The sequence below is a fragment of the Methylobacterium sp. E-046 genome, from assembly GCF_022829625.1.
Lineage (GTDB): Bacteria > Pseudomonadota > Alphaproteobacteria > Rhizobiales > Beijerinckiaceae > Methylobacterium > Methylobacterium longum.
This window is the reverse complement of sequence record NZ_JAKSYP010000078.1, coordinates 1-20,906: the sequence shown is the minus strand read 5'-3', so window position 1 is coordinate 20,906 and position 20,906 is coordinate 1. Positions and strand designations below refer to the sequence as shown.

Sequence of the window (20,906 nt, the reverse complement as noted above, 5' to 3'; positions counted from 1 at the left end):
GCCGTCCGACTACCCGATGGTCGCCCCGAGCTACGCCGAGCAGCGCTCCGCCCTCGCCAAGGCCATCGGCCTCGGACAGCCCGGCGCCATGGCCGAGCGCGAGCGCAAGGGCAAGGCCGCCTGAGGGGGCCAAGGCCGCCTCAACGCCATGCTGCGACGGGGTGCTGACCGGGCGAGTGTCCCGATCGCACCCCGTCCAGGCCCCGCCGAAACCGTTGCCGGAGTGCCACACGCGTCCGGGACATCGCGCGACACGGACAAGCTGCCATACTCTGCACAAAGCGGATGCGCACGCCGATCCCCAGGATGACAACCGAGGGTTCAGCGACATGAAGCCAGAGCAGACCAGCACGGTGGTACCGTTCCCGGCGCATGTCGCGCCCGCGGTCGCCGATGAGGATACCGCCTCGATCATCGCCGTCCTGCAGGACCAGCTGGCCCTCGCCCGCGAAGGTCGGCTCCGCTCGGTGGCGGTGGTTTCGGTCTCGGCGGACGGTGAAGCGATCGGGACGCAGTGGTCCTGCAAGGGCAACGACATCAGCAGCCTGATCGGCAAGCTGACGGTGCTCTCCCACGATCTGATGGCGGCCCGCCGGTAACCGGCGCGGCCCGGATTGCCGGGGTTCGCACGCGGGCGTGCAGCGCGGTCGACGGGGCGGCCCGACCCCGGATCGCCGAGGGAATCCCGAGGATGAGACGTACCCTGGTCGCCGGCTCGCTCCTCGCCGCCCTGCTCGGTGGCGGCGCCTCGGCCGCTGAGGACGATGAGACCGCCAAGCGCGCGGAGACGATCGCGGGCCTCGTCCGGACCGTCGGCGCGCAGGCCGGGATCGTCCTGTACTGCCGCGCGCTCTACACGGTGGACGACACCGTCTCCGAAGGCCTGTCCCGCACCGTTCGCCGAGCCCTCGACCAAGCCCTGGGCCACGACCGGGCCCGTGCGGCCATCGCCGCGGAAGGCCGGCGCGTCGCAGGCGAGATCGCGACCCTGGGCGCGGAACGATGGTGTGCCGATCAGCGCGACATCCTCAACACCGACGGCGTCCGCGTCTTCGTCGACTGACGCGGATCGGACCGCGCCCTGAGCCGGCCGAGCGGAGGACGAGGGCAAGATCTCGGCATCCGCCTCATGGTCGTTCTGCGATGCAGAACTTGACGGCAGCTTGTTCGCCGCGATTTCGTCTGTCATGGTTTGTCGACGGATGCGACAAGACAGATCAAGCCGGTCGCCTGCATCCGAATAAAGAGCCCGTCAGGGACGCGAGATCGGCTGGAGGAGGAAGCGTCATGTCTCGGCCGATCTATCTCGCCATCGCGCTCGTCGTGTGCGGGGCTGCCCTCACGCTCTTTGCCTTCATGCGTGCCCCCCAGTCGAAGGAATTCGCCGGATGGGACGTGGCCTTCATGGGTGGCATCGGCGCCGTCGCTCTGGGCTTCCTGACGACCCTCGTCCAAGTGATCACCGAGTAGGTCTCCGGCGCTCCAGGCCGGCTCCGCCGAGGCGGCACTCGGCGGCCGGTGCCGGCCGCCGCCATCGACTTTATTGGTCCGCCAGATACGCTCTGGATACGCTCAAAACACACGTAATTCACAGTCGATAGCAGATACTGAAAATGCGACGCATTTCTCATACGCGGCCTGAAGGTGCGTGACCGATCCTGCCGCTCGCAGTTCCACGAGGCGGCGATGTTCGAACGACGCAGCACCCCGCGCACATTGATGAATGAGGCCGGCAGCATCTCGGTCGACGAGCATCGAACCTTGCCCTGCATCGTCTACGACCGCTCGGCCGGCGGGGTCCGCATCGCTCTTCCGGACGCCGAGATCGTGCCGGAACGCTTCGTCCTCAGCATCGATGCGAGCAACGAGTTCCTCGTCTGCCGGGCGATCTGGCGCAAGGCGGAGGAGATCGGGGCCGCCACGGAGGGATCCGCCGGGATGGGTCTGCACGGCGGGGGTTGCAGCCACGCGCTGGAAACCGCCTGATGCGGCGCCGGCCCGGGCGGCGTTGCCCGTGGGTGCGGCACCTTCCCGCGATTGAGTCGTTCCCTCCACCGTACGCTGCCGCCCCGTGCAGGCGCAGCGCCATAGCGGGGACAGGCCATGCCGGATTCAACACCGCGTGAGGACGACCCTCCCGTCCCCGACCTGCCGCAGGGGTTGCCGACGCCGCCGAATACCGGAGACATGCCGCCTCCGCGGCTGGCGCCTGCGCCGGAGCCCGGGACGGATCCTGCGCCGCCGCGGGGGACGCCGGCACCGGACGGCGACGCGGGCGCGGAGCTGTGACCCGTCCGGCGCGCAGGATCACGGAGCCTCTGGGGCGCCGCCTTCTCCGGCGGGTCCGCGCGGCCGGGCCGGTTCTCGGACGGCTGGGCACGATCACGGGTGTCGGCTTCGTCTCAGCGGCCGCGGCCGAGCAGCCGCTCACCATCGAGCGGCTCAGCGCCGACGGCTGGGAGATCGCCGGTTATACCGGGACCTTCGACAATCGCTCGTCCTTGATCCTGTTTCGGAAGAAGGACCGGACCTACCTGGTCCAGTGCTCGATCCTGTACGATGTGACGCGCAACCCGCGCGTGATCACGAACTGCTACGAATTGCACTGACGGTCCCGCGGGGCCGGACGCCGCGCCCCGACCTGCAGTGTCATTGCAGGGATCGGCCGCCGGACAGGCCGCGGGGCCTTCCGGCCGCGCTGCCGGATCGCCCGCGCTTCATTCCCAATCAATGTTCAGGGACCGCTCGAAGGCCATAGCGGACATCTCCTTGCCCTTCGGATCGGCGACCGTGATCTCCCGGAAGCCGCGCCGGGCGAGCTCCCAGGTCTTCTCCATGGCCTGCTCATCGGTCCCGCAGGCGAAGGTCATGACGCGCCCGGACGGGTCGATCCCCTTGACGGTGAACACAACGGACTCCTTGCTCTCAGCTCCCATATAGCGCGGCCAATCCCATCCTGCCGCTCCGCGCTCCGTTGAGGAGCCGGAGGAGGTATGGCGCGTTGGTCGGACGGAGTGGTTCCGGATGGGATGTCCCGAATGACGAACGCACGCACGCGCGAGCCGCCGGACCGGGAAACCACCCCGCCCGAGGGTGAGCCCGCGAGACCCGGGCCGGCCGCCCGGATCGTGTCGCCGTCGCTCACCGACGAGGATCCCGACGTCGGCCTGTCGCAGAAGGGGCTCGACGAGGATGCGGTCATCCGGCGCGAGACCGACATTTGACGCAATTTCGGCGTCGCATGGCGGAGCAAGATGATCGAACGGCCAGGGACGCGCCACCGCGGTTGCGCGCCCGCGGCCAGGACCATCCGGACGGATCGGGGCGGGGACGCGGATGATCTACGGGGAGGTGGGCCGGCTGGCGGATGAGAGCCTGCGGCTGGGCCTGCGGCAGGCCGAGAATGCCGTCCTGCTCGGCGTGGCGGCGCACTGCGCGTGGCTGGAACTGTGGCTCGACGCGCATCGGGCGGCATCCGCCACCCTCAGCGCCGGACGCGATCAGCGGGCGCGGACCCGCAGGCTGATCCGACGCGGGGTCTCGCCCGCAGAGGCAGCCCGGAACCTGCGCCTGGTCTGATGCCCCGCGGATGCGGCCACCGCGGCACAGTGATCGCGGCTCAGTAACCGCGGCTTGGTGACCGTGCCGGGGCAAGCGGGTCGGGATGCTCCAGCCTCGGCTCAGGCCCACCGTCAGAGAGCCCGCGCCCGCCGAGCGATTATCCCGCCGGCGGAGCGTGGGATCAGCGGCTCGTCTCGGCGAAGGCCTGGATCATGGCGCGATCGGCCGTCGAGCCCGCCCGACGGGGGATCGCCGGTGCGGCCACGGGCTGGGGGGTGGTCGTCATGTCGCTCACGGGGCGAACCTGCCGCGCGACGCGGGCCTGCTCCCGGTAGAGGGGCGGCGTCAGGTTCAGGTGGTCGTCGGCGGCAGCGGGCCGGATGACGGCGGCCGAGACGAGCGCGGCCGACGCGAGGATGAGGATCGTGCGCATGGTGCGGTTCCGTTTCGATCGCGTGTTCGATCGCGACGTGCGATCGACGGCCCTATGACACCACGGATTTGTGCGATGCGGCATGCTGATTTCGCAATGCAACATAACGCCGGATCAGCACGGTAATGCAATGCTCTCGGGACAACGGGAGCGGCCGGCCGTGTCGATCCTGGGTTCGGCCATGCATTCGATGCAAATGTATTAAACTTCCACGTGGCAGATCTCAAAGTAAAATTGAAGCCGTGCAAGATTTGATTTTCCGCGACGCCGCGGTCCGGTGTTTATCCGCCCGAAACCCGGCGGCGGATCCCACTGGACCGGCGAGGCGAATCGCCGGTACGGGAGCCGTGTCCGACGGACGCACCGGGGGCGTCCCGCCGATCAAGCTCGGGGAGCGAGAAATGACGCCGGCCGATCCGGCATGCGCGCCGCGCTGACCGTTCGGCCACGGCGCTCGGCCGGTCGTCCTGCGGGCCGGTCCGCCGAGGGGCGTTCAGTCCCGATTTTGCGGGAGACGCAGGCCGCCGCCGCACGGACCGTCGCGGTCGAGGACGCGCGGCCCTGGATCGTCACCGAGGCCGGCGGCATCGTCTCACCGCGCTGGATCCGGGTGAAGGCCGGCGCGCCGGGTTAGCCCGACCCGCATTCGCCCCCGGGGGCAATGATGTCGGGATCCGCTCAGCAGCCGATGCAGATGTCGTGCACCACGCGCTCACGTCGCGGTCCGGTGCGCTGGTTCGGAAGCTGGCCGTCCGTGGACGGAAATCCGCTGCCGAGTGTCCTGGGCCGTCGTGGGCCGGTGAGGTCGGCCTGGGCCGGGGTCGGGACCGGAGCCGGCGGCGCGGTGGCCGCGGGTGACGGGACCGGGGCCAGCGGGACCGGAGCGCCGGTCGCCATGCCGGATCCGGGAAGCGTCAGGGCCATGCCGGGCACCGGCGGCGTCGGGGCGAATTCGCCGGCCCGCGCCGATAGCGGCGCGGCGGCCAGCACCGCGAGGATGAGCCGGCTCGACGGAGGCACCACGCATCCTCCTCTGTCTCTGTGAGCTGCGGAGACCGGCGCGTTCCCGCGCCGGGGCGTGTTCCCGGTGCCGGCGGGGGCCGTCAGTAGGCCCGGCCGTAGAAGGGCTGGGACACCGGACGATAGCGGTCGCTCACCGGCCACGTATAGGGTTGATCCTTGCCGGTGCGCATTGCCGAACCGAACTTCGGATCCGTGAAACCGATCCCGTGCAGGCCCGACGCCTTCCCGGCGCCGCGCGCCTGGGGACCGGCTTCCCGGGCGAATGCCGCGCTCGAGACGCCAAGAACCAGTACGGCCGCGAGCGAGATGCGACCAAGAGTGACGTTCATCTCTGCCTCCTGTCCCGGCCGAGGTGCCGGAACAGGATGAACGGCAGCGCTTGACGCCGGTTCCCCACGCCGTCGCCGGTCAGAACGAGCCGGCCCCGGCGAGGCAGGCCTCGGCCGGCAGGCCGTTGCAGAGACCGCCCGGACCTGGCGCCGCGCCCGCTCCGCCCGCGATGCTGGCACCGCCGACCGCGCCACCGCCGGTCCCGCCCCCGGCCTGCGCCGCGCGGGAGAGCGCCACGGCGTTGAGATCCTGGTCCGCCGCCCCGCCGGAACCGGCAGCGATCCCGGCCCCGCCCGAACCTCCCCCGCCCGTCGTCCCCGTCGCCGGGACGGCCACGCCGAGGCTGGCGGCACGATCCTGCACGCCTGCGGCCCCGAAGGCGGCCGCCCCCGAGGTGCCGGTCGCACTCGCGCCGAAGCCGACGGCGCCCGTTCCGAACCCGCCGGCCGTCGCGCCCGAGCCCCGCGGGGTCAGGCCGCCCGCGAAGCCGGCGGTCCCGACGGTTGCGGACGGCGCGCCGCCCGCGGCCCCGCCCGCTGTCGCGCCCGAGTTCGCGCGCGCCGTGCCGCCGAAGCCGCTCCGGGACCCCGTGGCGCCGATCGTGTTGCTGATCCCGCTCCGCCCGGGCGTCGCGCCGACGACGCCGGCGCCCCCGGTGGTGCCGCCCCCCTGGGATCCGAGCTGGCCCGCGCCGGGCGCGCCGCCCGAGGGCGCCCCGACGGTGCCGCCGCCCCCGCCGGAGCGGCCGAGGCTGAGCTGGCCGGCATTCACGAGGCCGCCGGTCTGCGCCGAGAGAGTCGGGAAGGGCCCGGTGGTCGAACCGCCCCCGAGACTGAGCTGCCCCGGATTGCCGATCGCCGTGAGCGGCTCCAGCGAGGCCGAATTCGGCACCGTCGCGGTGGCCGACAGGCTCTGAGCCGCGGCGGGGAGGGCGATCGGCACCAGCAGGGCGGCGAGGAGGGCCCGCATGACAATCTCCGGACGAAAGGCTTCGCAGCGTCAACGGCCGGGCGGCACCGGAGGCTCCGGCGGCGCGCTGACGCGGGCCGTGCCGCTGAGGCCCCGAATCCGGCGGCGGCCTTCATCCTGCCGGAATGGCGGTGTCGTCTCGCCGGCGTCTTTGCCCGAACCCCCGGTCGACCGGTGCCCGAAATCTTCGCCTCAGGCTTGCGCCGTGCCGGCTGGCTCGCCGGCCTGCCGGCGCTCGCGCTGACCTGGGCGAGCGCGACCCTCTACGCCGCCCCGCAGATCGCCGAGCGGATCGAGGCCGCGGGCGCGCCGGTGGCGGCGGGCACCGACACCGGCACCGGAGAGCCCTGGCTGCGGCTGGAGGCCCGGGGCCGCGATCTCCTGGCGGCCGGGGAGGCGCCGGATGTGGGTGTGCGCGACACCGTCCTGACCCGCCTCGCCGCGCTGGACGGCCCCCGCCGCATCGTCTCGGCGGTCGGCCTCGTGGAGACCGCCGCGCCGTTCCAGTGGGCGGCGATCCGCACCGGGCCCGACCGGATCGCCCTGGAGGGCAGCCGCCCGGTGGAGATCGGCCGGCGGGTCCTGGAGGCGCGGGTGACCGGCGCCCTGAGCCCCGGCACCAACCTCGACGACACCGCCCGGGCCGCCCGGGGTGCGCCGCCGGACTTCCCGAGCGCGGCGGCGTTCCTGGCGGCGCGCCTCTCCGGGCTCACCAAGGGTAGCCGGGCGTCGCTCAGCGACACCGTGCTGAGCCTGTCCGGCGAGGCCGTGGACGTTCCCGCCTACGAGGCGCTCCGGGCCGCCCTGTCCGATCCGCCGGAGGGGTACAGCATCGGGCGAGTGGAGATCCTGCCGCCGCTGGTGGCGCAGTACCGGTTCGCCGTGGAGAAGACCGCCCGGGGCATCGTGCTCGACGGGTTCGCCCCCGCCGCGTCCGACCTGGAGGCGGCCCGGCGCGAAGCCCAGGAGGCCGCGGTCGGGACGGGCGGTCAGGTCGAGGACCGGCTCCTCCTGGGGCGCGGCCTCGATCCGGCGATCGACCCGAAGGGCCTCATCGCCTACGCGTTCCGCCTCGCCGACCTGATCCAGACCGGCCGCATCGCCTTCGCGGACGGCACCATCTCGATGACCGGGGACGCCATCGACGGGCAGGCCATCCCGGACGCGCAGGCGCTGATGCGCGACGCCCGGCCGGCCGGCGTGAAGGCCGGCGCGGTGGCGCTCACGGCGCGGCCGCTCTCGCCCTACCGGGTGACGATCCGCCGGACCGCGGACGCGGTCACGCTCAGCGGGCACGTGCCGGACGCGCGCACCCGGGAGCGGATCCTGGAGGCCCTGAAGCCGCGCCTGTTCCGCGAGCCCGTGATCGACCGCACCCGCCTCGCCGAGGGGGCGCCGCCCGATCTCGGCGAGGCGCTCGCCGCCGCGATCCCCCTGGTGACCGGACTCGCCGATGGCGCGGTGACGGTCTCGGACCGCGCCCTCACGTTGACCGGCGAGAGCCTCTACCGGGAGAGCGCCGCCCGCGTCCCCGACCGGCTGGCCGGGGCGCTGCCCCCGGGTTGGACCGGGCGCGCGGCGGTGTCGGCCCGGCAACCGGCGGAGCGGCGCGATCCGGAAACCTGCCGGGCCGAGGGCGCCGCCGCCGTGGCGGGGGCGAGCCTGCGCTTCCCGGCGGGCAGCACCGCACTGACGCCTTCCTTCTACCCGACGCTGGACACGCTGGCGGCCCTGGCCAAGGCGTGCCCGACCCTGCGCCTCACGGTCTCGGGCCCTGCGGATCCGGCCAAGGCCGCTCCGACGCCCGCCGCCGGGCCGACGCCGGGGGAGGAGGCTCATCCGGCCGCGGCCGAGCACGCCCAGGTCGCCAGCGCGGCCAAGGCTGACGTGCCGGCGAAGGCTGACGTGCCGGCGAAGGCTGACGCGCCTGCCAAGGCTGACGCGCCAGCCAAGCCCGTTCCCTCCGACCAGACCGCGGCATCGGGGAAGCCCGCTTCGGCCGGCGGCGCGGCACCGGGCAGGAAGGATGCGGCCGTCACGGGGGCGGCCCGGGGAGATCCCCCGAAGAAGGAGGCCGGGAAGAGGGATGCGGTGAAGAAGGAACCGACCGGGCACGGCAAGGCCGCGGCGAAGAAGCCCGCCGACGCGCCCGAGGAGCCGCCGCAGGACCTGCCTCGGCTGCGCGCGCAGGCCGTGGTGGAGTACCTCCTCCAGGCCGGCGCCCGCCCCGATCAGGTCGCCCCCGGGCCGGACGGGCCGGCCGGCCCCGTCGCCTTCGCGCTGCTGCCGTGACGCTTCTCCTCGCTGGTTTCTGGCCCGGTCTCGCCGGGGCGGGCCTGCTCGGCCTCGTGGTCGGGGCGCTCGCGGGCTGGCCCGACCGGTACGCCGTGCCCCTCGGCCTGTTCGTGCTCTCCGGGCTGCTGGCGGCTGCGGCGATCGCCGGGTTCGTGCCGGGGCTGCCGGGGCTCTGGCTGGAGACCGCCGCCCTGATCCTGCCGCCCTACGGCGCGGGTTGCATCCTGGGGGCGCTGGGACGGCGGCTGGTGACCCGGAGCTGACGGGTTCGGCGACGCACCCGGGAACCGGCACGCGGCCTGCCGGCGTTTCCCCGGCATGCAGGGCCCCTGGCCCAACCCGAACCGATGAGGCCGCCATGATCCGGATCGACCGCCATCACCGCCCGGCGCAGCGTCGCGCCGCCCTCCGCCTGCCACGCCCCCGGGCCGGCGCCGCCGCCACCGGCCTGTTCCTGGCAGCCCTCGCCCTCTCGGCCGCCACGGTGCCGCTGATCGAGCCCGCGGACGCGACCACGGCCCGCGGCACCGCACAGGCGGCCCTGGTGGACACGGTCCGCTGAGGGCGGGCTCTCGCCCGCATGACGCGGTCCGGCTCCGCGGTCGCGCCGCCCGACGGCTCCGGGCGCCGCTTTCCAGGCGGCGCGCGGCAACCGGGACCGGTTCCGGATTGTTGTCCGCCGGGGCCCGGGGCCGGGCATCGCGGGAGTGACGCGGATGGGACTGCTCGAATCGGCGATCGGCGGCGTGCTCGGTCAGGTGTTCGGCGGGCAGAGGCAGGGAGCCGGGGGGATGTCGCCCCTGGTGAAGGCCCTGCTGATGCTGCTGCTGGCCAAGGGTGCCGGCGGCGGCTTCGGCGACATCTTCGGGCGCGGGCGCCAGGGTGAGCCGGGGCCCGAGGCCGACCGCTCCGGCGGGGCGGGTCCCTACGGGCGCGACCCCGGTCAGCACCCCGCCGATGCCGGCGGGCGCCGGCCCCCGGACGAGGGCGGCGACATCGGCGGCTGGGACCAGTATGGCGGCCGCCGCGACGGCGGCCCAGACGGTCCGGTGGACCGATCCCTGCCGCCCGGCGATTTCTCGGACCTCTCCGGCATGCTCGACGGCCCCGGCGGCGCTCCGTCCCCGAGCCGCGCCGGACCCGACGATCAGGGCGATCTCGGCGGCCTCGACGGGCTGGTGGACCGGTTTCGCCAAGGTGGCCTCGGCGACGTGATGGAGTCCTGGATCGGCCACGGCGCCAACCGTCCGGTGGCCCCGGACCAGCTCGCCCGGGCGCTCGGCCCCGACACGGTGGACACCCTCCAGAGCCAGACCGGGCTGGACCGCGAGGCGCTCCTGTCCCAGCTGGCGCAGGCGTTGCCGGAGGTGGTGCACGCGCTCACGCCACAGGGGCGGGTGCCGGGCGAGGAGGAGCGGCGAGGGTGGTGAGCGCCGGCCTTCGCCTCCGACAGACCTTCGACGCGTCGTCGAGCGATCAAAGTCTTGCGCTCAACATCCTCGCCTGATCGCGTCGCCGGGTCTGTCCTCTACGACGACCGGATGATCATCCGTTCGGACATCAGTTGACCCGTCGCATCACCAGCGACGCGTTCGTGCCGCCGAACCCGAACGAGTTCGACAGAACGACATCCACCTGCTCCCGCTTCGCCTCGAACGGCACCAGATCGATCTTGGTCTGGACCGAGGGGTTGTCGAGGTTGAGGGTCGGCGGGATCACGCCGTCGCGCAGGACGAGGATGGAGAAGATCGCCTCGACCGAGCCGGCGGCGCCGAGCAGGTGCCCGACCGAGCTCTTGGTGGACGACATGGTGGCATGCGCGGCGGCGTCCCCGAGGAGCCGCTCCACGGCCTTCAGTTCCAGCTCGTCGCCCATGGGCGTCGAGGTGCCGTGGGCGTTGATGTAGCCGATCTCGGCCGGGGAGATCCCGGCCCGCTTCACCGCCGCGCTCATGCAGCGGAAGGCGCCGTCGCCGTCGGGCGACGGGGAGGTGATGTGGTAGGCGTCGCCCGAGAGGCCGTAGCCCACCACCTCGGCGTAGATCTTCGCGCCGCGGGCCTTGGCGTGCGCGTACTCCTCCAGCACCACGATGCCGGCGCCCTCGCCCATGAGGAAGCCGTCGCGGTCGCGGTCGTAGGGGCGGGAGGCCCGCTCCGGCGCGTCGTTGAAGCCCGTGGTCAGCGCCCGGCAGGCGGAGAAGCCCGCGATCGAGAGGCGGTTCACCGGCGACTCCGCGCCGCCCGCCACCATCACGTCGGCGTCGCCGAGCGCGATCAGGCGGCTCGCATCGCCGATGGCGTGGGCGCCCGTGGAGCAGGCCGTGACCACGGCGTTGTTCGGGCCCTTGAGGCCGTGCGCGATCGAGACCTGGCCGGAGGCGAGGTTGATGATCCGGCCCGGGATGAAGAACGGCGAGATCCGGCGGGGGCCCTTCTCGTGCAGGGTCACGGAGGCGTCGTAGATGCCGCCGATGCCGCCGATGCCGGAGCCGATCAGCACGCCGGTGGCGCACTGGTCCTCGTGGCTCTCCGGGCGCCAGTTCGCGTCCTTCAGGGCCTCATCGGCCGCCGCCATGGCGTAGACGATGAACGGATCGACCTTGCGCTGCTCCTTGGGCTCCATCACCGCGTCGGGGTTGAAGGTGCCGTCGGTGCCGTCGCCGAAGGGGACCTGCGCGGCGATCCGGCAGGGCAGGTCGGCGGATTCGAAGCCGCGGATCGGGCCGGCGCCGCTGTCGCCCGCGATCAGCCGGCTCCAGGTGTGCTCGACCCCGCTGCCCAGCGGCGTGACCATCCCCAGACCCGTGACCACCACCCGCCGCATAACGCCCATCCCGTCCTGAAGCGCCTCCGGGCCGCCGCCGGAGCGCATCGTCTACAACTGTCGAGGACGGGATCGGTCCCGGCGGGACCTATCACGTCTGCGAACCTTGAAACGCATAACGGCGCGGGGGCTGTTCCGCCTCACCCGCGCCGCGTGAAACGTGAGTCCCGGCGCCCTCAGGCGGCGGAGTTCTTCTCCAGGAACTTCACGGCGTCGCCGACCGTCTGGATGGTCTCGGCCGCGTCGTCCGGGATCTCGACGTTGAATTCTTCCTCGAAGGCCATCACCAGCTCGACCGTGTCGAGGCTGTCGGCACCGAGGTCGTCGATGAAGTTGGCGCTCTCGACCACCTTCTCGGGCTCGACGCCCAGGTGCTCGACGACGATCTTCTTCACGCGCTCAGCGATATCGCTCATCGGTCTTCCGTCCTCGTCCTTTTGGTCTGTCAGTCTTCTCGGGGTGGTGCCTTGGCCGCGTCGCGCCCCTTCGGGCTTGTTGACGGGCCGGTGTCCGATCGCGCGTGCTTCGAGGTAACCGGCAAGGTGAACCAGGGTGCCCCCGCCGGGAGGCCTTGGACTGAAAACCCGCTGAACCGTCAACCCCCTGTGCGGCTGCGGGGGGTTGGTAGCACAGGGCTCCCGCCCTGGCGAGGGGCCGTTCAGAAACCCTTCATGGGTGTGGCGTTTGCGTGCCGGGGCGGGTGATTCGCACCGATTCCGCGACGGCCGAGACCAGTATACCGATCCTAGTACATCGCCATTCCGCCGTTGACGTGCAGCGTGTGGCCGGTGACGTAGCCGCCCTCCACGGAGGCGAGGTAGAGGCAGGCGGCGGCCACCTCGGCGCCCTCGCCGAGGCGCCCGGCGGGCACGCGCGCCAGGATGGTCTCGCGCTGCTTCTCATTGAGGGCGTCGGTCATCGGCGAGCTGATGAAGCCCGGCGCGACGCAGTTGACCGTGATCCCCCGCGAGGCGACCTCGGCCGCCAGCGCCTTGGTCAGGCCCACGAGGCCGGCCTTGGCGGCGGCGTAGTTGCCCTGGCCGGGATTGCCGGTGCTGCCGACCACCGAGCCGATGTTGACGATCCGCCCGAAGCGGCGGCGCATCATGCCCTTCACGGCGGCCCGCGACAGGCGGAAGGCGGCGGTGAGGTTGACGGAGAGCACCTGCTCCCACTCCTCGTCCTTCATCCGCATGAAGAGGTTGTCGCGGGTGATGCCGGCGTTGTTCACCAGGATGTCCAGCGGGCCGATCGCGGCCTCGGCGGCCGGCACGAGGCCCTCGACCGAATCCCTGTCGGCGAGGTCGGCCGCCACCGGCTGGGCCCGCTCGCCGAGCTCGGCCGCCAGCGCCTCCAGGGCCTGCGGGCGCGTGCCCGAGAGCGCCACGGTGGCGCCCTGCGCGTGCAGCGTCCGGGCGATCGCTTGGCCGAGACCGCCGGTTGCACCGGTGACGAGGGCCTTGCGGCCGGTGAGTTCGAACATGCGGGGCTCCTGGGGGATCAGAGCGCGAAGGCGGCGACGTCCGCGGGCGTGCCGATCGCGGTGGCCGAGGCCTGGGGCGCGATGCGCTTGACGAGGCCGGTGAGCACCTTGCCGGCGCCGAGTTCGTGGAACCGGTCGACGCCCGATTCCGCCATGGCGGCGACGCACGCGCGCCAGCGCACGGTGCCGGTGACCTGCTCGACCAGCGCCCGGCGGATCGCCTCCGGGTCGGAGACCGGGGCGGCGGTGACGTTGGCGTAGAGGGTGACGCGCGGCGCCCTGAGGGTCACGGCCGCGAGCGCCCGCGCCATGGCCTCGGCGGCGGGCGCCATCAGGCGGCAGTGAAATGGGGCGGAGACGTTGAGCATCACGGCGCGCTTGATCCCGCGGCCGGTGGCGACCCCGATGGCGCGCTCCACGGCCGCCCGGTCGCCCGAGAGCACCACCTGGCCGCCGCCGTTGTCGTTGGCCACGTCGCACACCGCCTCCGAAGACGTCGCCGAAGCCGCCTCCTCGGCCACCGACCGGGCCGTGTCCAAATCGGTGCCGATCAGCGCCGCCATGGCCCCGGCGCCCGGGGCCACCGCCGCCTGCATGGCCTCGCCGCGCAGGCGCAGCAGCCGGGCGGCATCCGCGACCGTGAGGCTGCCGGCGGCCGCCAGCGCCGCGTACTCGCCGAGCGAGTGGCCGGCCACGCAGGTCACGTCGCGTTCGAGATCCAGGCCGCGCTCGGCCTCCAGCACGCGCAACACCGCGAGGCTCGCCGCCATCAGGGCCGGCTGGGCATTGGCCGTGAGGGTCAACGCCTCGACCGGCCCCTCGAACATCAGCCGCGACAGGTTCTGGCCGAGGGCGGCGTCGACCTCGTCGAGCACGGCCCGGGCCTGCGGGAAGGCCTCCGCGAGGTCGCGCGCCATGCCGACCGCCTGGCTGCCCTGGCCGGGAAAGATGAGTGCGCGCATGGTGGGTCCTGACCGCCGGCACCGGTCGCCGCGCGAACGCCGCCCGTGTCGGCCGAGATACTGGAATGGCGCGCGCACTCGCACCCGCGGCCGCGGGTGTCAACTCTGCGCCGCACACAGCGCCGCAGGATGCGCCGCACGCACAGCGTTTCTTCCGCGGTCCCTCCGCGGCCCGGAACGGCAGGGACGCGCCCGGCGCAACCCGCTGTGCTTGTTGCAGAACGGCATCCGGTGTAAGACGGCGTCATACCCGACAGCATTCGTCGCTCAAGCCCAAGGAGCCGCCCCGCATGGCGCGCGTCACCGTCGAAGACTGCATCGAGAAGGTCGAGAACCGCTTCGAGCTCGTCCTGCTCGCGAGCCACCGGGCGCGGCTGCTCGCAGCCGGCGCCCCCCTCACCATCGACCGCGACCGCGACAAGAACCCGGTCGTGGCCCTGCGCGAGATCGGCGACGAGACCATCACGGCCGACGATCTCAAGGAGCAGCTGATCCACTCGATGCAGAAATACGTCGAGGTGGACGAGCCGGAGGCCGAGACCGTGCCGCTGCTGTCGAGCTCGCCGGCCGCCGCCGCGGTGGCCCCGCAATCCTCCAGCGACGACGCCGCGGTCCAGTTCGACCGCATGAGCGAGGAGGATCTCCTGCGCGGTCTCGAGAACCTCGCCCCGCCGGTCGAGACCGACGACGAGGGCGAGTGAGCCTGGACCCGTGGGTCTCGACACGCACGACCTGAGTGATCCCGGACCCGGCGGCGACGCCGGGTTCTCTCGTTCCGAGCCCGCAGCGGTCACGCTCCCCGCGGAGGCTGGCGCGGCGGGTGCGGAACAATCGCGCGTGATCCGGACCCCGCGCACGACCCAGGAACCGACCCCGTCCCGGCGGATGATGCGCCAGTACGAGCTGGTCGAGCGGGTCAAGCGCTACAACCCGGCCGCCGACGAGGCGCTGCTCAACCGCGCCTACGTGTACGCCATGCAGGCGCACGGCACGCAGAAGCGCGCCTCGGGCGATCCGTTCTTCGCCCACCCCCTCGAAGTCGCCGCGATCCTCACCGACCTCCACCTCGACGACGCCACCATCGTGGCCGCGGTCCTGCACGACACCGTGGAGGACACCGAGGCGACCCTGGAGGAGATCCGCCGGCTGTTCGGGCCGGAGATCGGCGCGCTGGTCGACGGCCTGACCAAGCTCAAGCGCCTCGACCTCGTCTCCAAGCAGGCCGCGCAGGGCGAGAACTTCCGCAAGCTGCTGCTCGCGGTGGCGGCGGATGTCCGCGTGCTGCTCGTGAAGCTCGCCGACCGCCTGCACAACATGCGCACCCTCCAGCACATGCGGGAGGACAAGCGTCACCGCATCGCCCAGGAGACGCTGGACATCTACGCGCCGCTGGCCGGCCGCATGGGCATGCAGGAGCTGCGCGAGGAGCTGGAGGATCTGGCCTTCCGCAACCTGGAGCCGGACGTCTACGCGACCATCACCCAGCGGCTGGAGCGGCTCACCGCCAAGTCCGAGAGCGTGGTCGAGACCATCGCCCAGGTACTCACCGACAAGCTCGGCGCGCAGGGGATCACCGCCGAGGTGAGCGGCCGGCAGAAGCGCCCGTTCTCGATCTGGTCGAAGATGGAGCGCAAATCCGTCGCCTTCGAACAGCTCTCCGACATCTTCGGCTTCCGCGTGGTCGTCGACACCGTGCAGAATTGCTACGCGGCGCTGGGCATCGTCCACACCAGCTGGCCGATGGTGCCGGGCCGGTACAAGGACTACGTCTCGACCCCGAAGCAGAACGATTACCGCTCGATCCACACCACGGTGATCGGCCCGAAGAGCCAGCGCGTCGAGTTGCAGATCCGCACCCGCGCCATGGACGATATCGCCGAGTACGGCATCGCCGCCCACGCGCAGTACAAGGAACTCGGCATCGAGCCGCCCAGGGAGCCGGCGCGCGGCGAGGGCAGCGTGCATCCGCGGCTGGCCGCCGAGAGCGGCGCCTACCAGTGGCTGCGCCGGACCATCGAGCTGCTCGCCGAGGGCGACAGCCCGGAGGAGTTCCTGGAGCACACCAAGCTGGAGCTGTTCCAGGACCAGGTGTTCTGCTTCACCCCGAAGGGCCGGCTGATCGCCCTGCCGCGGGGCGCGACGCCGATCGACTTCGCCTACGCGGTCCACACCGACGTCGGCAACACCGCGGTGGGCGCCAAGATCAACGGCCGGATGGCGCCACTGCTGCACGAGCTCGCCAACGGCGACGAGGTCGAGATCAGCCGCTCGGACGGGGCCTCGCCCCCGGCCGCCTGGGAATCCCTGGTGGTGACCGGCAAGGCCCGGGCGGCGATCCGGCGGGCGACCCGGACGGCCGTGCGCCGGCAATATGCCGGCCTCGGCCGTCAGATCCTGGACCGGGCCTTCGAGCGCGCGGCCAAGACCTTCTCGGAGGACAAGCTGCGGGGCGCCCTGCCGCGGCTGGCGCGCGCCAGCACCGAGGACGTGTTCGCCGCCGTCGGCCGCGGGGAGATGTTTTCCGGGGACGTGGTCCGGGCGGTCTATCCCGACCATCGCGACGAGCGCCGCCCCTCCGCCGCGCAGGGCTCGGCCGGCGGAGCCGGCCGCCTCGTGCGCTCCGCCGACCAGACGATGCGCCTGACCTTCCCGGGCGGCGAGGGCGGGCCGGACGAGGCCCGGAGCGACGCGATCCCGATCCGGGGCCTGGCGGGCGACCTCCCGGTCACCTTCGCGCCGAACGGCGGCGCGGTCCCCGGGGACCGGATCGTCGGCATCCTGACCCCCGGGGTCGGCGTCACCGTCTATCCGATCCAGTCGGCGGCGTTGGCGGCCTTCGACAACGAGCCGGAGCGCTGGCTCGACGTCCGCTGGGACACGGAGGCGCTCAGCGGCGAGCGCTTCCCCGCGCGCCTCGCGCTCAAGTCCATCAACGAGCCGGGCGTCTTCGCTCAGATCGCCCAGGTGATCGCCGACCATGACGGCAATATCGACAACATCTCGATGAAGCGGCGCACGCAGGACTTCACCGACATCACCATCGACCTGTCGGTCTGGGACCTGCAGCACCTCAACGCCATCATCGCGGAGCTGCGCGGCAAGCGGCCGGTGAACAGCGTGGAGCGGGTGAACGGCTGACGTGGTCCGGCCGATGAGGCGGATCTCAGATTGCCATCATCACCGATAGATCTTCCGAGTAGCGGCGAAAGACCTGTCCGAGTGGCCCGATGCGGCCATCCAGCCAACGAATCCCATTTTCAACGTCGCAGATCTTACGCTCTGCTTGACAAGTCCGCGTTTCAAACCAATGGTCCGCGGGCCTGGGCACCGGTCGCGCGCGCGACCAAGCTTTTCGCCCCGGATTACAGATCATATCGACGATCCATCGTGGCGCCCGGTCCGGCCCTCCGTCCCGCAAGGCGGCCGGGCCGTTTCATCAAATGATTTCCCGTCACCCGTATTTTCAGGATTTCGAAACTCCATGACTGCGACGCACCGCAGCGCCGTCTTTATCGACGGCGCGAACCTTTACGCCACGACCAAGGCCCTCGGCTTCGACATCGATTACAAGAAGCTCCTGAAGGAATTCCAGTCCCGGGAGAATCTTCTACGTGCCTTCTACTATACCGCGATGATCGAGGATCAGGAGTACTCCTCCATCCGGCCGCTGATCGATTGGCTCGACTACAACGGCTACCGCGTCGTGACGAAGCCCGTCAAGGAATTCACGGATTCGATGGGCCGGCGGAAGTACAAGGGCAACATGGATATCGAGTTGGCGATCGACGCCCTCGAGCTGAGCGCCCATATCGACCACATGATCCTGTTCTCGGGCGACGGCGATTTCCGCTCGCTGGTCGAGGCCATGCAGCGGCGCGGCGTCAAGGTCACGGTCATCTCGACCATCCAGACCCAGCCCGCGATGATCTCCGACGAGTTGCGGCGTCAGGCGGACGAGTTCGTCGACCTCGCGAGCCTCGTGGGCCGGATCGGGCGCGATGCGGGCGACCGCCCGGCCCGGGCGTCCGGCGAGTCGCCGAGCCGCTACCGCGGCGAGGGCCGGCCTAACCCGAGCCTCGAGAACCGCTATGGCATCCGCCAGCCGGAGCCCGAGGAGGAGTAGGCCCTCAGGCCCCGGCGCCCTCGAGCCAGGCGAGAACCTGGCGCGCGCTCTCATCGGGCGGGAAGACCGGGTAGAACAGCTGGCTGACGACCCCGTCGTCGATCACCAGGGTGAGGCGGCGGAGCAGAACCTGTCCGCCGGCCTCGAAGACCGGCAGGCGGGCCGCCATCGCGAAGGCCCGGTGCGGGTCGGCGAGCAGCGGGAACGGCAGGCGCAGCCGCTCGACCGCCTCCCGCTGGTAGGCGCTCGTCTGGGTGGAGAATCCGAAGACCTGGGCGACGCCCCGCGCGGTCAGCGCGGCGTGGTGATCCCGGAAATCGCAGGCCTGCGGCGTGCACCCCCGGGCGCCGGGAATCGCGTCCCAGTCGGGCGTCAGGCTCGGCTGCCCCGGCTCGCCGGTGCGCGGATAGGCGTAGGCCACGGTGCAGCCGGCGAGGCGCGCCAGCGAGACCGTGCGCCCGTCGGTGGCAAGGAGCGCCACGTCGGGCAGCCGCATCCCGCGCAGGTGCGCGGCCGCGCCGTCATCGACCGGGACGGGGAGGTCGTCGGGCAGGGCGTCGTGGGTGGATGGCATGAGCGTCTCCCGCAAGGTCACGAGGCCGCGGCCACGCCGCACGGCACCATCTTGGGACATCGCGCGGGCGGCGCCAAGGAGCCGCACTCCGCCCCGTCAGAGAGGTCGCCGGGGCGCCCGCCGTCCCCTGACCGTCCCGCGACCGTCCCCGCTGGGGGGGCGGCGGCGTCCGGCGGCGCCACCCTCGCCGATGCACCGCAGCCCGGGGCAGCGCGCCGCGACGGCCTCAGCCCCGATCCCGCATCAGCCGCGCCCGGTCGCGCTGCCAGTCACGCTCCTTGGCCGCCTCGCGCTTGTCGTGGGCCTGCTTGCCCTTGCCGAGGCCGAGTTCGACCTTCGCGCGCCCCTTGTCGTTGAAGTAGATCTTCAGCGGCACCACCGTGTAGCCCTGGCGCTGGGTGGCGCCGATCAGCTTGTTGATCTGGCGGCGGTGCAGCAGCAGGCGGCGCGGGCGCTTGGTGTCGTGGTTGAAGCGGTTCGCCTCCAGGTATTCCGGGATGTAGGCGTTGAACAGCATCAGGTCGTTGCCGGAGGGGCCGGCATAGGCCTCGCCGATCGTCGCCTTGCCGCCGCGCAGGGATTTCACCTCGGTGCCGGTCAGCGCGATGCCGGCCTCGAGCGTGTCCTCGATCGTGTAGTGATAGCGCGCGGCGCGGTTGTCGGCGACGATGCGCCGACTGGGCTCCGGTTTCGGGGCCATGATGCGAGACTTCCCTCAGTCGACCAGCAGGCCGGCGTGGCGCAGGGCGTCGTCCACGATGCGCTTCGTGGGCTCGGTCACCGGCACCAGCGGCAGGCGCAGTTCCGCGGTCATGTGCCCGAGCCGGGACAGCGCGTACTTCACCGGGGCCGGGTTGGCCTCCGCGAACAGACCGGCCTGGAGCGGGAACAGCCGGTCCTGGAGGGTGAGGGCCCGCGCGTAGTCGCCCGACAGCGTCGCCTCCTGCAGGTCGGCGCAGAGGCGCGGGGCGACGTTGGCCACCACCGAGATGCAGCCGTGGCCGCCCTGCGCGTTGTAGCCGAGGGCCGTCGCATCTTCGCCCGAAAGCTGGAGGAAATCCGCCCCCATGGCCTGTCGCTGCTGGCTGACGCGGTCGATCTTGGCGGTCGCGTCCTTCACGCCGGCGATGTTCTTCAATTCGAAGAGCCGGGCCATCGTCTCGACACTCATGTCGACGACGGAACGCGGCGGGATGTTGTAGATGATGATCGGGATGCCGACCGCGTCGTTGACGGCCTTGAAGTGGGCGTAGAGGCCCGCCTGCGTCGGCTTGTTGTAGTACGGCGTCACCACCAGGACGGCGTCGGCGCCCGCGCGTTCGGCGTGCTGCGCCCGCTCAACGGCTTCGGCGGTGGAGTTGGAGCCGGCACCGGCCACGACCGGCACGCGCCCGCCGGCCTCGTCGATGCAGGCCTCGACCACCCGGTCGTGCTCGGAATGGGTCAGGGTCGGGCTCTCGCCGGTGGTACCGGTGGGCACGAGGCCGTGGCTGCCCTGCTCGATCTGCCAGCGCACGAACTTCCGGAAGGCGGCCTCGTCGAAGGCCCCGTCGCGAAACGGCGTCACAAGCGCGGTGAGCGAGCCCCGCAGGCGGCTCCCGGTCATCTCGGTCATCTCAGGCGTCCCAAAGGGTCCCAACTGGGATCTCGGCGTTCTCGGCGCCGCCCGTGGCGCGCACCTTACGGGCGCGGACGGGCAGACATAGGCGGTCGCGCCACGCCGCGCAAACAGATCGTGGGGACGGTTAACGCGATCTTTATGGTCGCGATCCCATCCTCGCCTCTTCCCGCTCCGATGATCAGCAGGGGGAAATCGTGATCCGATCCGCGGGCCCGAATCCGACCTCGAAGCGCGCCTCTCTCGCCGCCGTAGCGCTCGTCGCCACCGTCGGCGTCGCGCTGGCCGGCCAAACCGGCCAAGTCGGCCACGCCGGCACGGATGCGCCCGCGGCGACGCCGCCCGCCACCCAGCCCGCGCCGCCGGCGAGCGATGCCGCCCTGTCGACCGCCCAGGTCCGCGGGGCGCAGGCCGCGAAGGCCGCCGACCCGGTCGCCGCCGACGCCCTGAAGCTCGACCCGGTCCACGCCTCCGGCGGCGACGACAAGGGCGAGGAGCCCGCGCGGGCGCTGCCGGCCGCCGCCGCGGCCTACGCCTCCGCCGATCCCGACGCCCCGGTGGCCTTCCCGCTGCCCGACGCCGCCGTCACCCCGGCAGCGCCGGTGCCCGAGGTGCCGGACCCGGCCCGGCCGAAGATCTCCGGCGACACCGACCCGACGCTGCTGCGCGGCGCCATCGACCTCTACCGCAAGGGCCGGGTCGCCGACGGCGA

Annotated in this window: 28 protein-coding genes and 1 pseudogene; 17 read left to right on the top strand and 12 right to left on the bottom strand. The window is 72.2% G+C overall.

All coding sequences use genetic code 11. The features are described 5' to 3' along the window. The 6 genes from MKK82_RS06130 to MKK82_RS06105 form a co-directional block, all read left to right on the top strand. On the top strand, positions 1-124 hold a 124-nt coding region (locus MKK82_RS06130; RefSeq protein WP_243984767.1), incomplete at its 5' end, for a MucR family transcriptional regulator. A gap of 205 nt (positions 125-329) precedes the next feature. Beyond that, the gene (locus MKK82_RS06125; protein WP_238286006.1) at positions 330-599 is read left to right on the top strand and encodes a hypothetical protein; all 270 of its coding nucleotides are present in this window, start codon (positions 330-332) and stop codon (positions 597-599) included. Between the two features lie 92 nt (positions 600-691). After that, positions 692-1,063, top strand: a complete 372-nt coding sequence (locus tag MKK82_RS06120; RefSeq protein WP_238286007.1) for a hypothetical protein — start codon at positions 692-694, stop codon at positions 1,061-1,063. 224 nt (positions 1,064-1,287) lie between these two features. After that, on the top strand, positions 1,288-1,470 hold the full coding sequence (locus tag MKK82_RS06115) for a hypothetical protein (protein WP_238286008.1): 183 nt from the start codon (positions 1,288-1,290) through the stop codon (positions 1,468-1,470). Between the two features lie 216 nt (positions 1,471-1,686). Further along, a complete protein-coding gene (locus tag MKK82_RS06110; RefSeq protein WP_238286009.1) occupies positions 1,687-1,986 on the top strand; it encodes a PilZ domain-containing protein in 300 nt (99 codons plus the stop codon). Between the two features lie 299 nt (positions 1,987-2,285). After that, positions 2,286-2,609 carry a hypothetical protein gene (locus MKK82_RS06105; RefSeq protein ID WP_238286011.1) on the top strand — a complete coding sequence of 108 codons (324 nt, stop codon included), beginning with the start codon at positions 2,286-2,288 and terminating at the stop codon, positions 2,607-2,609. A 108-nt stretch (positions 2,610-2,717) separates the two neighbouring features. Here the strand turns inward: MKK82_RS06105 and MKK82_RS06100 are convergent, their stop codons facing one another. Continuing rightward, positions 2,718-2,936, bottom strand: a complete 219-nt coding sequence (locus MKK82_RS06100) for a hypothetical protein (protein ID WP_279602823.1) — start codon at positions 2,934-2,936, stop codon at positions 2,718-2,720. Between the two features lie 102 nt (positions 2,937-3,038). Here MKK82_RS06100 and MKK82_RS06095 point away from each other — a divergent pair, with 102 nt between their 5' ends. Next, positions 3,039-3,224: a hypothetical protein gene (locus MKK82_RS06095; protein WP_238286015.1), complete on the top strand. Its 186-nt coding sequence runs from the start codon at positions 3,039-3,041 to the stop codon at positions 3,222-3,224. 112 nt (positions 3,225-3,336) lie between these two features. Beyond that, positions 3,337-3,579, top strand: a complete 243-nt coding sequence (locus tag MKK82_RS06090; protein ID WP_238286017.1) for a hypothetical protein — start codon at positions 3,337-3,339, stop codon at positions 3,577-3,579. Between the two features lie 163 nt (positions 3,580-3,742). Here MKK82_RS06090 and MKK82_RS06085 read toward each other — a convergent pair whose 3' ends face one another. After that, a complete protein-coding gene (locus MKK82_RS06085) occupies positions 3,743-3,994 on the bottom strand; it encodes a hypothetical protein (RefSeq protein WP_238286018.1) in 252 nt (83 codons plus the stop codon). Positions 3,995-4,415: 421 nt separating this feature from the next. On the opposite strand from MKK82_RS06085, the gene MKK82_RS06080 reads away from it, so the two are divergent. Next, entirely contained in the window at positions 4,416-4,628 is a 213-nt protein-coding gene (locus MKK82_RS06080; RefSeq protein WP_243984908.1) for a hypothetical protein, read from the top strand. Between the two features lie 44 nt (positions 4,629-4,672). Here the strand turns inward: MKK82_RS06080 and MKK82_RS06075 are convergent, their stop codons facing one another. The 3 genes from MKK82_RS06075 to MKK82_RS06065 form a co-directional block, all read right to left on the bottom strand. Next, the gene (locus MKK82_RS06075) at positions 4,673-5,014 is read right to left on the bottom strand and encodes a hypothetical protein (RefSeq protein ID WP_238286019.1); all 342 of its coding nucleotides are present in this window, start codon (positions 5,012-5,014) and stop codon (positions 4,673-4,675) included. Between the two features lie 83 nt (positions 5,015-5,097). Then, positions 5,098-5,346, bottom strand: coding sequence for a hypothetical protein (locus MKK82_RS06070; RefSeq protein ID WP_238286020.1), 249 nt, complete (start codon positions 5,344-5,346; stop codon positions 5,098-5,100). Positions 5,347-5,425: 79 nt separating this feature from the next. Next, on the bottom strand, positions 5,426-6,316 hold the full coding sequence (locus tag MKK82_RS06065) for a hypothetical protein (RefSeq protein WP_238286021.1): 891 nt from the start codon (positions 6,314-6,316) through the stop codon (positions 5,426-5,428). Positions 6,317-6,490: 174 nt separating this feature from the next. Here MKK82_RS06065 and MKK82_RS06060 point away from each other — a divergent pair, with 174 nt between their 5' ends. From MKK82_RS06060 to MKK82_RS06045, 4 genes are all read left to right on the top strand, one after another. Next, on the top strand, positions 6,491-8,608 hold the full coding sequence (locus MKK82_RS06060; RefSeq protein WP_243984906.1) for a hypothetical protein: 2,118 nt from the start codon (positions 6,491-6,493) through the stop codon (positions 8,606-8,608). After that, positions 8,605-8,874, top strand: coding sequence for a hypothetical protein (locus MKK82_RS06055; RefSeq protein ID WP_238286023.1), 270 nt, complete (start codon positions 8,605-8,607; stop codon positions 8,872-8,874). Before MKK82_RS06060 ends, MKK82_RS06055 begins: the two co-directional genes overlap by 4 nt. 95 nt (positions 8,875-8,969) lie before the next feature. Continuing rightward, the gene (locus MKK82_RS06050) at positions 8,970-9,173 is read left to right on the top strand and encodes a hypothetical protein (protein ID WP_238286025.1); all 204 of its coding nucleotides are present in this window, start codon (positions 8,970-8,972) and stop codon (positions 9,171-9,173) included. 154 nt (positions 9,174-9,327) lie between these two features. Next, entirely contained in the window at positions 9,328-10,041 is a 714-nt protein-coding gene (locus tag MKK82_RS06045) for a YidB family protein (protein ID WP_238286026.1), read from the top strand. 130 nt (positions 10,042-10,171) lie between these two features. Here the strand turns inward: MKK82_RS06045 and fabF are convergent, their stop codons facing one another. The 4 genes from fabF to fabD form a co-directional block, all read right to left on the bottom strand. Beyond that, positions 10,172-11,434 (bottom strand): beta-ketoacyl-ACP synthase II, encoded by a 1,263-nt coding sequence (fabF, locus tag MKK82_RS06040; protein WP_243984912.1) that lies wholly within the window; start codon positions 11,432-11,434, stop codon positions 10,172-10,174. 176 nt (positions 11,435-11,610) lie between these two features. Then, positions 11,611-11,850, bottom strand: coding sequence for an acyl carrier protein (locus tag MKK82_RS06035; protein ID WP_007559070.1), 240 nt, complete (start codon positions 11,848-11,850; stop codon positions 11,611-11,613). Positions 11,851-12,179: 329 nt separating this feature from the next. Continuing rightward, complete coding sequence (gene fabG / locus MKK82_RS06030) at positions 12,180-12,917, bottom strand: 3-oxoacyl-[acyl-carrier-protein] reductase (protein ID WP_238286028.1); 738 nt, start codon at positions 12,915-12,917, stop codon at positions 12,180-12,182. A 17-nt stretch (positions 12,918-12,934) separates the two neighbouring features. Further along, positions 12,935-13,879: an ACP S-malonyltransferase gene (gene fabD, locus MKK82_RS06025; protein ID WP_238286029.1), complete on the bottom strand. Its 945-nt coding sequence runs from the start codon at positions 13,877-13,879 to the stop codon at positions 12,935-12,937. Positions 13,880-14,169: 290 nt separating this feature from the next. Between fabD and rpoZ the strand changes: the two genes are divergently transcribed. From rpoZ to MKK82_RS06010, 3 genes are all read left to right on the top strand, one after another. After that, entirely contained in the window at positions 14,170-14,580 is a 411-nt protein-coding gene (gene rpoZ / locus MKK82_RS06020; RefSeq protein ID WP_010685409.1) for a DNA-directed RNA polymerase subunit omega, read from the top strand. Between the two features lie 184 nt (positions 14,581-14,764). Further along, positions 14,765-17,017, top strand: a complete 2,253-nt coding sequence (locus MKK82_RS06015; protein ID WP_243984910.1) for a RelA/SpoT family protein — start codon at positions 14,765-14,767, stop codon at positions 17,015-17,017. A 343-nt stretch (positions 17,018-17,360) separates the two neighbouring features. Beyond that, positions 17,361-18,002 carry an NYN domain-containing protein gene (locus MKK82_RS06010; protein WP_238286030.1) on the top strand — a complete coding sequence of 214 codons (642 nt, stop codon included), beginning with the start codon at positions 17,361-17,363 and terminating at the stop codon, positions 18,000-18,002. A 4-nt stretch (positions 18,003-18,006) separates the two neighbouring features. Here the strand turns inward: MKK82_RS06010 and MKK82_RS06005 are convergent, their stop codons facing one another. The 3 genes from MKK82_RS06005 to dapA form a co-directional block, all read right to left on the bottom strand. Beyond that, complete coding sequence (locus tag MKK82_RS06005; protein ID WP_238286031.1) at positions 18,007-18,576, bottom strand: peroxiredoxin; 570 nt, start codon at positions 18,574-18,576, stop codon at positions 18,007-18,009. Positions 18,577-18,802: 226 nt separating this feature from the next. Then, on the bottom strand, positions 18,803-19,276 hold the full coding sequence (gene smpB, locus MKK82_RS06000) for an SsrA-binding protein SmpB (protein WP_238286032.1): 474 nt from the start codon (positions 19,274-19,276) through the stop codon (positions 18,803-18,805). Between the two features lie 15 nt (positions 19,277-19,291). Continuing rightward, complete coding sequence (gene dapA / locus MKK82_RS05995) at positions 19,292-20,191, bottom strand: 4-hydroxy-tetrahydrodipicolinate synthase (RefSeq protein WP_243984904.1); 900 nt, start codon at positions 20,189-20,191, stop codon at positions 19,292-19,294. A gap of 200 nt (positions 20,192-20,391) precedes the next feature. Between dapA and MKK82_RS05990 the strand changes: the two are divergent. Next, positions 20,392-20,906 (top strand): annotated as a pseudogene (locus MKK82_RS05990) (lytic transglycosylase domain-containing protein); the annotation flags it as partial.